Source organism: Agromyces sp. NPDC127015 (assembly GCF_042725165.1).
GTDB lineage: Bacteria > Actinomycetota > Actinomycetes > Actinomycetales > Microbacteriaceae > Agromyces > Agromyces chromiiresistens.
The window spans coordinates 602910-613578 of the sequence record NZ_JBHXDI010000002.1 but is presented as its reverse complement, the minus strand read 5'-3'; the positions used below and the strand labels follow the sequence as shown (position 1 = coordinate 613578).

The window sequence follows — 10669 nt, the reverse complement described above, 5'->3', positions numbered from 1 at the left end:
TCTCGATACGCTTCGCTCCTCGACCGGCGATGAAGCCATCGACACGAAACCTCAACGAGGAGGAGCGAATGACGACGACGACCGAACCACGCGTGCCGGAGGCATCCCCGTCTGCACCGTTGATCTCAGTGCGGGACCTCTCGGTCGCGTACGACGTGGCCCGCACCGGAAAGCGCCTCATCGCGATCGAGGGCGTCGACCTCGACGTGCACGAGGGCGAGTTCGTGACGGTGCTCGGGCCGTCGGGCTGCGGCAAGACGACGTTCATGAACGTCGTCGCCGGGCTCGTGAAGCCGTCGACGGGCACCGTGCTCGTCGACGGCTCGCCCGTCACCGGGCCCGGGCCCGATCGCGCCGTCGTGTTCCAGGACTACGCGCTGCTGCCCTGGCGCACCGTCTTCGACAATGTGAAGTTCGGGCTCGAGATGCAGAAGGAGCTGCGCGGCGACGGCTGGCGCGACCGGGTGCAGGAGGCGATCGAGCTGGTCGGCCTCGCCGGCTTCGAGTCGTCGTACCCGCGCGAGCTGTCGGGCGGCATGCAGCAGCGCGTCGGGCTTGCCCGCGCGTTCGTCGCCGAGCCCCGCATCCTGCTCATGGACGAGCCGCTCGGCGCCGTCGACGCCCTCACCCGCGAGGTGATGCGCGACGAGATCGACAAGCTCATCCAGAAGACCGGCAAGACCGTGCTCTTCATCACGCACTCGATCGAGGAGGCGATCCTGCTCGGCGATCGCATCGTGGTGTTCAAGAGCCATCCGGGTGCGATCAAGGAGGTCATCGAGACCGGGCTCGAGCGGCCGCGCTCGGAGCGCAGCGTGCAGCACGACCCGCGCTTCCTCGAACTGCGCGACCATCTCTGGGACGCCCTGCAGGGCGAGGCGACGGCGGCGGCGGTCTCGAAATGAGCGCCTTCCTCGCGAGCGGGCCGAACCTCGGCCGCGGTGGCGGCGTCGCGGCCTGGCTGGCGGGGCTGAGCCCGGCCGGCAAGGCGGGCGTGCTCGCGGCCGAGGTGGTCGTCATGCTGCTCGTCTGGCAGGTCGTCGTCGGCGTGCTCGGGTGGATCAACCCGGTCTTCCTGCCGCCGCCGACCGCGATCTGGCAGGGCTTCGTGCAGCTCGTCGCGTCGGGCGTGCTGTGGCCGAACCTGCTCATCTCGTTGCAGGCGTGGCTCATCGGCTTCGTCATCGCCGCCGTGATCGCGATTCCGCTCGGCCTGCTCATGGGCACCTCGCTGCCGGTCGACCGGGTCGTCGGCCCGATCGCGTGGACGATCTACGCGACTCCGTCGATCGCCTACCAGCCGCTCGCGAAGGCGTGGTTCGGGTTCGGTATCGGGCCGGTCGTCTTCCTCGTGGCGATCAGCGCCTTGTTCCCGATCCTGCTGAACGTGGCGGCGGGCATGCGCACGACGAATGCCTCGATCATCAGGGCGGGGCGCGTCTACGGCGCGACCCGGATGCAGGTCTACCGGTCGGTGTACCTGCCGTCGACCGTGCCGTTCCTCTTCGCCGGCCTCCGGCAGGCGGTCGTGCTCGCGACGATCGGCATGGTCGTCGCCGAGCTGTCGGGCTCGGCGATCGGCATGGGAGCCCTCATCATCAAGTCGGTCAACACCTACCAGACCGGCCAGGCGTACGCGGCGATCGCCATCGTCATGCTGTGGAGCGTCGGGATGGCGCAGCTCGTGACCCTCGTCGAGCGATGGGTCGCCCCGTGGACGAGGAAGGGCCGGCGATGAGCGTCACGAGTGCGACCGGAACCATGCGCATCGTGCGGCCCCGCCGGGTCGTGCGCCGAGACGAGGCGAAGTGGACGTGGCTCCTCATCGGCGTGGTCGCGGCGATCCTGCTCGTCTGGGAGGCCGCGGTCAGCTGGCTGCACCTCGTGCCCGAGGCCTTCCTGCCGCCGCCCACCGCGGTCGCGGCATCCTTCGCGCAGCTGATGGTCGACCCCGCGTTCTGGCAGGCGTTCGCCTACAGTCTGACGAACGTCGTGATCGGGCTCGTGCTGGCGATCGTGGTCGGCGTGGTGGTCGGTCTCGCGGTCGGCTGGTCGGCGGCGCTGCGGTTCACGGTCGCGCCGTTCCTGTGGCTGCTGTACTCGACACCGAAGGTGGCGCTCGCGCCGCTGTTCATCCTCGCGCTCGGGCTCGGCAGCGCGTCGAAGATCGCGCTCGTGTTCCTGCTGGCGGTGTTCCCGATCATCCTCAACACGATGGAGGGCGCCGTCACGGTCGGCGGCTCGCTCGTGAACGCCGGCCGCGTGTACGGGGTCAACGGCCTCGCGCTCGGCTGGAAGGTCATCTTCCCGGCGACCCTGCCGTACAGCCTGTCGGGCATCCAGCGCGGCGCGGCGCTCGCCTTCACTGGCGAGGTGCTGGGCGAGTTTCTCGGCGGTACCGGCGGACTCGGCCATATGCTCGAGTTCGCGGCGTACCAGTTCGAGATGGCCGAGGCGATCGCGCTCGTCATCGTGATGGTGATCATCGCGAACCTGACGCTGCTGCTCATCTCGACGCTGCGCCGCAGGCTCGCGCCCTGGTACGACGATCGCAAGATCGCGGGGGCGTCGTGACGCTGTCGCCGCCGGTCGAGTAGGCGTCTTCCGCCGATCGAGCAGCGAAGGGGAGCGCATCGAGACCGCTCCACCCGCAGGCCGCCGGCCCCCGCCTCATGCGCGACGACGGGGGCCGGCTCTCGCGCGTCGGCCGCGGTGGCGGGCGGTGCAGATGCGGAGTGCAGAGCTTCGGGGGTGTGCGCGGCGTGCCGCCGCATGACACGCCGCCGGCGCAGCAGGACTTCCTGCGGTGGGCCCAGCACCTGCCGCGAACGCCGAGTTTGCGGTTTCGGCAAGCTTCGTTGCGCCGGCGGAGGGGAACTCGACACTGTGGACTCTCGTCCCCACGTTCCACTCGCTCCGAGAGGCACCCTTGAGCATCAAGACTCCTGCGTCCACCCCGAAGCCGCCCAGCCAGCACGAGCTCGCGCTCATGATCTGGCTCGCGGTGACCCCCACCTTGCTCGTCATCAATCTCGCGCTGGGCCCAGTGCTCGCGGTGCTGCCGGTCGTGCCGCGAACGATCGTCGTCGTCACGATCGCCGTTCCGATCGTGATCTACGCGGTCATGCCCACCCTCCACAGGCTCCGTCGGAGGCTCCTCGCACGCCGCACCGCCTAGGCCGCGCGGCCGGCGGTTCGCTCGCCCGCGCCGCCGGCCGGCGGTTCGGCGAGCGAGACGGGGACGGCGATGCTCATCACCTCGCCCGTCGCGCCGGTGGCGAAGGACGGCAGGTAGACCTCGCGGTTCGGGCCCTCGCGAAGCGGCCCGCAATGAGCGGTCAGGAAGTCGTGCACGCCGACCAGGAGCGCCTGATCGTCCGCGTGCACCTGGTCGAGGCTCACGAACACCTCGTCGTGCGCGGGCTCGAGCGTGATCTCCATCCCCTCCGGCGGTCGGATGGCTCCCTCGAACGGCGCGCACACTCGGAGGTCCGCGGGGTACGTCTCGGTGGCGCGAGACCGGAACTCGACGTACACCGGGCCGCCGAGCGGTGCGTCGGCCGCGGTGAGCGCAGCGAACACGCGGCCCGTCAGATCGCGGAGCACCGCACCCGTGTCGGCCAGCGAGGCCTCGCCCCGCACGCCGAGCACGGCCCGTTCGGGGATCGTGCGCCGTCGCACCTCGAGGCCGGCCGGGAGCGCGACCTCTCCCCGCAGCAGAGTCCGCACGTAGTCGAGCGCCTCGTCCGAACCGACCGCGTGTCGCCGATGCCGGTCGCGCATCGCGTCGAAGGCGGCGGCGGAATCGTCGGCATCGAGGACGGTCGCGACCTCGGCGAGCGACACGTCGAGGCTGCGAAGCAGCACCACCCGCCGCGCTCGCTCGACCTGATCCTCGGCGAAGATCCGTCGGTCGGCATCGTCGCGCCGTGAGACCAGCAGGCCGCGGTCCGCGTACAAGCGGATCGCCTTCTGCGATACCGAAGTGAGCCGTGCGATCTGGCCGGTCGTGAACATGGCTCCCACCGTACGAGCTGCCCCAGGGGAAGGCGCAACACCATCCGCGCGAAGCCCCGCCGCATGTGCGCGACGATGTTGCCGGCTTCTGGGCGCCGGACAGGGTCGCCTGGCCGAGCACCATGGTGCCGACCCGGCCACCCGCCAGGCTCCCGATCGACCTCTGCCAGTTCCGCCTCACGCTGAGGCGGAACTGACATTGCTCCTGTGGGCAATCGTCCTCCTCCTTCGGGAGGAAGGGCAGTCAACCGGCGCCTGAACGTCCAGCGAGCAGCGTAGCTTTGCGGCATGCGTGCAATGGGTCGGGGCAGGTTCCTTCTGGAGATCGCGGTCGGGGGAGTCCTCGTCGCATGGTGGTTGCAGGTCGAGTGGCACAGTCTCAGCACGTCCGTGCCGCTCCGCTCCGACACGTTCACCGGATCGCCGTACGCGACGATCACCGTGATCGGTCTGGGGCTGGTGTTCGCGTCGGCCCGATCGCGGCCCTGGGTCGCCGTTGCCATGCTCGGCGTCATCCTCGTCTGCCAGTTGCTGTTCTGGCCGGCACGGTTCAGTCAGACGGGATGGGTCGCGTATCTGATCCTGCTTCCCGTGCCCTACCTGCTCGCCGAGTCATCGCCGGTCCGTCATCGACGCTGGCTCCTGGCGTCGGTGATCGCCGGAGCGCTCGCGGTGGCGGCGCTCCTCACACTCCCGAGCCTCTCGATGTCGGGGGTGTGGGGAACGATCAACGGACAGCCGTGGGATGCACCGCCGCTCTGGCCCGATATCGCCACCTGGACGGTCGTCTGCGTCGCCGCGGCGCTCGGGATGTGGGCGCTCGGATCGCGCAGCGCACGTGCGCGCCGGGAAGATTCGACGTCGGCATCGCCGCTCGTGAAGACGGCTCCAGCAGCGCCGTCGATCGCCCCGCCGGAAGGCCTCGATCTGCTCTCGCCTCGCGAGCGGGAGATCTTCGTCCTCGTCGCGGCCGGCATGACCAATGCGGAGATCGCACGGCGCGCCTTCATCGCCGAGACCACCGTGAAGAGTCATGTGAGCAGCATCCTCGGCAAGATGGACGCGTCATCGCGGAGCGAGCTCATCGCTCAGGCGCACGCCGGCGGGCTCATCGGCACCGGTCGATAGTGTGGGCGACCGGCGCCGATCTCAGCCCTGCGACCACGTGCTCGCGATCCGCTGCACCAAGCCGGCCTTCACAGCCGGCCACTCGTCGGCGAGTACCGAGTACACAGCGGTATCCCTCCACGTGCCGTCGGCCCGCCTCTGATCCCGACGGAGTACGCCCTCGAATCGAGCGCCCAACCGTTCGATCGCGCCCCTGGAGCGGGCGTTCGCGCTGTCGGCCTGAATCCTCACTCGGCCGAAGCCTTGGTCGAACGCGAACCCCAGCACGAGCAGCTTCGTCGCAGCGTTGACCGCGGTGCCCCAGACCTCGGGGTCGAACGCGGTGGCGCCGACGTGCGTCGACTCATTGCGGAGGTCGAACTCTCCCAGCCACGTTGCGCCGACGACCCGACCGGCTGGGTCTCCGGCCCCTCGTACGGTCCACGCGACCGACGGCTGATCCTCGAGGTAGTACGACTCGATGAATCGCTCGAACGACGGCAGATCCTGCGGCAGCGCGGCGATCCCGCCGCCATATCCGTTCGTGAAGACCTCCTTGCGCCCGATGGCATGGAACAGCTCGGGGATGTCGGCGTGCGTCATCGGCGCGAGGGAGACGACCGGTCCTTCGAGTGAGACGGGGCGAGGCAGGACTGCGGTCATCCGACCAGTGTCGCATCGCGGTCCGCGCCCCCGGTCGACGTCGACGGCCCACCCGCGCGCGAGAGCCCCCGCCGTCATGCGCTGCGGCGGGGGCTCTCGGTGGAAGGTGCGAGTTGCGAGGTGGCGCGAGGCGCCGCGAGCATCAGCTCATTTCGACGCGTCTCCCGGGTACACCAGGTCGGCCGGCCCCTCGTTGGTGAGGCCGAGCAGCTCCTGCGCCTTCAGCAGGTACACGAGCTGCGACTCGTCGAACTCGAGGGGCTGCAGGTCCTGCGTCTCGATCGTCGTGTCCCACGCCTCGGTGTCGAAGGAGAGGTTCGGGCACGCGAGGTGGCCGTCGAGCACCCAGGGGCTCTCCGAGTCGCGCAGGTCGGCGACGTCGAAGTCGTTGGCCTCGTAGATGTCGAGCACGGAGTCGACGTTCTCGGGGAACTCGCCGGGCGCCGGCGCGGTCATGTAGTCGGTCGCCTTGATCGTCGCCCGCAGGAACCGCACGAGCGAGTTCGGGTTCTCGGCGGCCCAGCCAGTGCCCGCGACCTGCACGTCGTTTGCCCAGTTGCGCAGCGACTCGACGATGATGTTCGCGCCGTGCTCCTCGAGCGCGGGACGGTCGTCGGCGTAGAACGGCTGCATCGAGATCTTGTCGTTCACGAAGAACTCGGTCCACGACTCGGAGCCGGGGCCGGGGTAGACCACCTCGGTCTGCACCGTGTCGAGGTCCCAGCCCTCCTCCTTCAGCACGCGCTTGCGCTGGAACTCGGCGGGGTCGCCGGGGGTGCCCGCGAGCACGATCGACGTACCGTCGAGGTCGTCGACCTTCGTCACGCCCTGCTGGGCGGCGAAGTCGAAGTTCTGCCGGCAGTAGTGGCCTCCGACGAGGTCGACGCCGACCCCGCCGCGGATCGCCTCGATGACGGTGCCGGTCGACTCGACGCCGATGTCGGCGCTGCCCGACGCGACGGCCGCGGTGACGTTGTCGGCGGTGATGACCTCGACGTCGAGGCCCTCCTCCTCGTAGTAGCCGAGGTCGTTCGCGAGCACGTACATCGAGTACATCGTGATGTCGGGGAAGGGGATGGCCACCGTGATCTCGGTGTCCTCGGCGGCACCGGGCTCGCCGTCGGCGAGTTCGACCGGGTCGGATGACGCGCCGGGGCCGGCGGCGGCGCAGCCCGCGAGCAGCGCCAGTGCTGCCAGGGCGGCGATCGCGGCGCGGCCGGATCGGGGGATGGATGTGCGCATGACTCTCCATTTCTCAGTGGGATGCCTCGCAGCCGGCCCGGCGAGAAACGGAGGCCGCTCGCGAAGTTGTGGATACGGTATCCAAAAATGAGGGAACTGTCCATGGTCATCGCGAGACCACCGTTCGTCCGGTCCGAGCGAGGGGCGCACAGGTCGACCGCGTAGGGTTGCGCGCACGGGGCCGTTCGAGCTCCCGATCAAAGGTCGTCACCATGTCCGGCAAGTCCCCCAAGAATTCGTCATCGAAGACCGCAGCCACCCGCACGCTCAAGGAGAAGCGGGCCGACAAGAAGTCGAAGGCCGCCAGCCGTGCCGGAAGCGACATCAGCGACGTGACCTCGCGGAAGAAGTGAGGTAACGGCGGGGTCAGGGCGGCGCGCCGGCGCGCGCCCTCGACCCCCGCCGACGAACTCCGAGTCATCCGTGACTTCGGAGCCTGCTTCGGCGAGCATGGATCGATGCCGATCCTGTCGATCGCTGGACGGCGGTGGCCAGTTTGGATACCGTATCCAGAAATGGGCTGAACGGCCCTCGAGCGCTCGACGAGGAGGCGACGGTGCGCGCAGCGGTGCTCTCGGCCCACGGCCTCGACGGTCTCGCCGTCGCCGAGCGCGGGGCGCCGGGACTCGCGGCCGGCGAGGTGCTCGTGCGCGTCGAGACCGTGGGCGTCAACCAGCTCGACCTCAACGTCATCGCGGGCGTCGGCCCCGGTGTCGCGGCGAAGCTGCCCCGCGTGCTCGGCATCGACCCAGCCGGCGAGATCGTCGCAGTCGGCGACGGCGTCGACCCGGCCCGCCTCGGCGAGGCCGTCGTCGTGAAACCCAACATCGCCTGCGGCGGGTGCCCGGCCTGCGCGCGGGGGCGCGAGGCCGACTGCCCCGCGCAGGTCGTCGTCGGCGTGCATCGCGACGGCGGAGCCGCCGACCTCGTCGCCGTGCCGGCGCGCAACGCGTTCCCGCGCGGCGCGCTGCCGTCCGCTGTCGCGACGGCGGCCGTGCACAGCGTGCCGATCGTGCTCAACGCCATCGAGACGGCGGGGGTCGCCGAGGGCGAGCGCGTGCTCGTCACGGGCGCGGGCGGCACGCTCGGCAGGGCTGCGACCGCGCTCGCCGCGCACCTCGGCGCCGACGTCGTCGCAGCCTCGCGAGGCTCGCTCGACGAGGCACCGCCCGGCGTGCGCACGATCCGCGCCGACGGGACCGCCCGACTGCGCGCCGCGCTCGCCGCAGAACAGCCCGGCGGCTTCGACGTCGTCATCGACGTCAGCGGCCACGGGCCGACGCTCGGTGCGGGCGTCGCGGCGCTCTCGTGGGCGGGGCGAGCGGTGTTCTGCGCCGCCTCGGTCGACCCGGGCATCGAGCTCGACTCCCGCGACTTCTACCTCAGGCGCAAGCGACTCATCGGCGTCGCGAGCGCCGACTACGCCCAGGTGCGCCGTGCGCTCGACCTCGTGGCCGCGGGTGCGGTGACTCCCGCGATCGGCGCACGCTACGACCTCGGCGACGTGCGCGGGGCCTACCGCGACTTCTCCGACTCGCCGCCAGGAAAGGTGATCATCGATGTCAGCTGAACGTGAGGGTTTCGAGTCGGCTCCCTCGTCGCCTCCTCGAGCGGCGGGCCCGCTCGCCGGCATCCGCGTGGTCGAGCTCGGCCAGTACATCTCGGGCCCGTACGCGGCGAAGCTGCTCGCCGACCTCGGCGCCGACGTGATCAAGGTCGAGTCGCCCGACGGCGACCCGATGCGCCGCTGGGAGGGCCACGGCGCCATGAGCCCGCAGTTCGCCGCCTACAACCGCGGCAAGCGCGCGGTCGTGCTCGACCTCAAGGGCGAGCGCGGACTCGCCGAGCTGCTGCGGCTCGCGGGTGACGCCGACGTGCTCATCGAGAACTTCCGCCCCGGGGTCGCCGAGCGGCTCGGCTTCGGGCCCGACGTCCTGCGCGCGCGCAACCCGCGCCTCGTCAGCTGCTCGATCACGGGCTTCGGGGCCGAGGGCCCGTACGCGAAGCGCCCCGCCTACGACACCGTGATCTCGGCGGTCGGGGGCATGTACAGCCAGGTGGTGCCCGAGCACATCCTGCGGCCGATGGGGCCGGCGTTCTCCGACCTGCTCTCGGGCATGCAGGCCGCCCAGGCGGTGCTCGCGGCGCTGCACGCCCGCAACGCGAGCGGTGAGGGCGAGCACATCGAGGTGTCGATGGTCGGCTCGCTCATCGACTTCCTCACCGAGGCGGCGTCGACCTACCTCGAGACCGGCCAGGTCGCGGGGCCCGACTCTCGCCCGCGGCGGGCGCAGGCCTACGCGTGCCGCGGCTCCGACGGCCGGGCGTTCGTGATCCACATGTCGGTGCCCGAGAAGTTCTGGACCGGCCTCGTCGACGTGCTCGAGCACCCCGAGCTCGCCGAGGACCCGCGTTTCGCGACGCGCGAGGCTCGCGTGCGCAACTACGACGATCTCGACGTCGAGCTCAAGAAGATCACGGCGCGGATGCCTCGGCAGTACTGGCTCGATCGCCTGGTCGAGCACGACATCCCCCATGGGCCGCTCAACACCGTCGCCGATCTCTTCGACGACCCGCAGATCGCGTCGATGGGCCTCGTCGAGGAGATCGCCGGGCACGAGGGGCCGCTGCGGGTGCCGGTGCCGAGCACCCGGTTCCACCGCAGCGGTCGCCCGGCGCTGCGCGCCGCCCCGAGGCTCGGCGAGCATGACGGGCGACTGCTCGGCGAGGCGTCCATGATCATCGACGACGTCGCCGTCGCAGAAGGGACCCGCGCATGACCCGCACCGACGAGCTCGTCGCGATCGACGTGCACACCCACCCGCAGACCGAGGAGTTCCTCGCCGCCATGGGCAAGCGCCACCAGCAGATGGCGAAGCACTTCGGGCGCGAGCGCCCGGTCGTCTCGTTCGCCGAGCAGGCCGACCAGTACCGCGACCGCAGGATGATGGCGGTCATCGTGAACTCCGACTCGGAGACGACCTCGGGCATCCCGGGCGCGCCGAACGACCTGCTCGGCAGGGCGCAGGTCGACCACCCCGACGCGTTCATCGCGTTCGCGGGCATCGACCCATGGAAGGGCGAGGCCGCGATCGCCGAGATCCGTCGCATGCATGGCGAGTACGGCATCAAGGGCGTGGGCGAGCTCAACGCCTCGCGGCAGAAGTTCCTGCCGAACGACCGCCGCTTCTTCCCGATCTGGGAGGCGTGCGCCGAGCTCGGGCTCGTGGTGATGTTCCACTCGGGCTTCCCCGGGGCGGGCGCCGGCACACCCGGCGGGGGCGGGTACCGGCTCGAGAACGCGCGCCCGATCCCGTACCTCGACGACGTCGCGGCGGAGTTCCCCGAGCTCAAGGTCATCAGCGCCCACCCGGCCTGGCCGTGGCACCTCGAGAACCTCGCGATGGTGTGGCACAAGTCGAACGTCTACCTCGACCTCTCGGGCTGGGCGCCGAAGTACCTGCCGCCCGAGGTCGTGCGCTACGCCGACTCGCTCATCACCGACCGGGTGCTGTTCGGCTCGGACTGGCCGGTGATGACCGTCGACCGGTGGTTGACCGAGTTCGACGACCTGCCGTTCAAGCCCGAGTCGCGGCGGAAGATCCTGCTCGACAACGCCCGCAAGCTGTTCGGAATCTGA

Annotated in this window: 12 protein-coding genes; 9 read left to right on the top strand and 3 right to left on the bottom strand. The window is 70.4% G+C overall.

The annotated features are described in order from the left end of the window. Nucleotides 1-68 precede the first annotated feature (68 nt). The 4 genes from ACFWGP_RS09065 to ACFWGP_RS09050 all read left to right on the top strand — a co-directional run bounded on the left by ACFWGP_RS09065 (nt 69) and on the right by ACFWGP_RS09050 (nt 3178). Entirely contained in the window at nt 69-905 is an 837-nt protein-coding gene (locus ACFWGP_RS09065) for an ABC transporter ATP-binding protein (protein WP_231429573.1), read from the top strand. Then, complete coding sequence (locus ACFWGP_RS09060; RefSeq protein ID WP_376930715.1) at nt 902-1738, top strand: ABC transporter permease; 837 nt, start codon at nt 902-904, stop codon at nt 1736-1738. Before ACFWGP_RS09065 ends, ACFWGP_RS09060 begins: the two co-directional genes overlap by 4 nt. Then, a complete protein-coding gene (locus ACFWGP_RS09055; RefSeq protein ID WP_231429575.1) occupies nt 1735-2574 on the top strand; it encodes an ABC transporter permease in 840 nt (279 codons plus the stop codon). Before ACFWGP_RS09060 ends, ACFWGP_RS09055 begins: the two co-directional genes overlap by 4 nt. A 355-nt stretch (nt 2575-2929) precedes the next feature. Further along, the gene (locus tag ACFWGP_RS09050) at nt 2930-3178 is read left to right on the top strand and encodes a hypothetical protein (RefSeq protein ID WP_376930714.1); all 249 of its coding nucleotides are present in this window, start codon (nt 2930-2932) and stop codon (nt 3176-3178) included. Here the strand turns inward: ACFWGP_RS09050 and ACFWGP_RS09045 are convergent. After that, nucleotides 3175-4017 (bottom strand): MerR family transcriptional regulator, encoded by an 843-nt coding sequence (locus ACFWGP_RS09045; protein WP_376930713.1) that lies wholly within the window; start codon nt 4015-4017, stop codon nt 3175-3177. The genes ACFWGP_RS09050 and ACFWGP_RS09045 overlap by 4 nt on opposite strands. A 390-nt stretch (nt 4018-4407) precedes the next feature. Here ACFWGP_RS09045 and ACFWGP_RS09040 point away from each other — a divergent pair, with 390 nt between their 5' ends. Next, nucleotides 4408-5145, top strand: coding sequence for a response regulator transcription factor (locus ACFWGP_RS09040; RefSeq protein ID WP_376930712.1), 738 nt, complete (start codon nt 4408-4410; stop codon nt 5143-5145). Nucleotides 5146-5166: 21 nt separating this feature from the next. On the opposite strand, the gene ACFWGP_RS09035 is transcribed toward ACFWGP_RS09040, so the two are convergent. Further along, nucleotides 5167-5787 (bottom strand): GNAT family N-acetyltransferase, encoded by a 621-nt coding sequence (locus tag ACFWGP_RS09035; RefSeq protein ID WP_275505165.1) that lies wholly within the window; start codon nt 5785-5787, stop codon nt 5167-5169. Nucleotides 5788-5934: 147 nt separating this feature from the next. Beyond that, entirely contained in the window at nt 5935-7029 is a 1095-nt protein-coding gene (locus ACFWGP_RS09030) for an ABC transporter substrate-binding protein (RefSeq protein WP_376930711.1), read from the bottom strand. A 212-nt stretch (nt 7030-7241) separates the two neighbouring features. Between ACFWGP_RS09030 and ACFWGP_RS09025 the strand changes: the two genes are divergently transcribed. The 4 genes from ACFWGP_RS09025 to ACFWGP_RS09010 all read left to right on the top strand — a co-directional run bounded on the left by ACFWGP_RS09025 (nt 7242) and on the right by ACFWGP_RS09010 (nt 10669). Next, the gene (locus ACFWGP_RS09025; protein WP_231429581.1) at nt 7242-7382 is read left to right on the top strand and encodes a hypothetical protein; all 141 of its coding nucleotides are present in this window, start codon (nt 7242-7244) and stop codon (nt 7380-7382) included. A 203-nt stretch (nt 7383-7585) separates the two neighbouring features. Beyond that, a complete protein-coding gene (locus tag ACFWGP_RS09020; protein ID WP_376930710.1) occupies nt 7586-8599 on the top strand; it encodes an alcohol dehydrogenase catalytic domain-containing protein in 1014 nt (337 codons plus the stop codon). Next, nucleotides 8589-9809 carry a CaiB/BaiF CoA transferase family protein gene (locus ACFWGP_RS09015; protein WP_376930709.1) on the top strand — a complete coding sequence of 407 codons (1221 nt, stop codon included), beginning with the start codon at nt 8589-8591 and terminating at the stop codon, nt 9807-9809. The genes ACFWGP_RS09020 and ACFWGP_RS09015 overlap by 11 nt, the downstream gene beginning before the upstream one ends. Then, complete coding sequence (locus tag ACFWGP_RS09010; RefSeq protein WP_231429584.1) at nt 9806-10669, top strand: amidohydrolase family protein; 864 nt, start codon at nt 9806-9808, stop codon at nt 10667-10669. Before ACFWGP_RS09015 ends, ACFWGP_RS09010 begins: the two co-directional genes overlap by 4 nt.

Excerpts from the sequence above, each read along its gene's own strand:
- ACFWGP_RS09065 (WP_231429573.1), top strand. The coding sequence starts at position 69 with ATGACGACGACGACCGAACCACGCGTGCCGGAGGCATCCCCGTCTGCA.
- ACFWGP_RS09060 (WP_376930715.1), top strand. The coding sequence starts at position 902 with ATGAGCGCCTTCCTCGCGAGCGGGCCGAACCTCGGCCGCGGTGGCGGC.
- ACFWGP_RS09055 (WP_231429575.1), top strand. The coding sequence starts at position 1,735 with ATGAGCGTCACGAGTGCGACCGGAACCATGCGCATCGTGCGGCCCCGC.
- ACFWGP_RS09045 (WP_376930713.1), bottom strand. The coding sequence starts at position 4,017 with ATGTTCACGACCGGCCAGATCGCACGGCTCACTTCGGTATCGCAGAAG.
- ACFWGP_RS09035 (WP_275505165.1), bottom strand. The coding sequence starts at position 5,787 with ATGACCGCAGTCCTGCCTCGCCCCGTCTCACTCGAAGGACCGGTCGTC.
- ACFWGP_RS09030 (WP_376930711.1), bottom strand. The coding sequence starts at position 7,029 with ATGCGCACATCCATCCCCCGATCCGGCCGCGCCGCGATCGCCGCCCTG.
- ACFWGP_RS09025 (WP_231429581.1), top strand. The coding sequence starts at position 7,242 with ATGTCCGGCAAGTCCCCCAAGAATTCGTCATCGAAGACCGCAGCCACC.
- ACFWGP_RS09015 (WP_376930709.1), top strand. The coding sequence starts at position 8,589 with ATGTCAGCTGAACGTGAGGGTTTCGAGTCGGCTCCCTCGTCGCCTCCT.
- ACFWGP_RS09010 (WP_231429584.1), top strand. The coding sequence starts at position 9,806 with ATGACCCGCACCGACGAGCTCGTCGCGATCGACGTGCACACCCACCCG.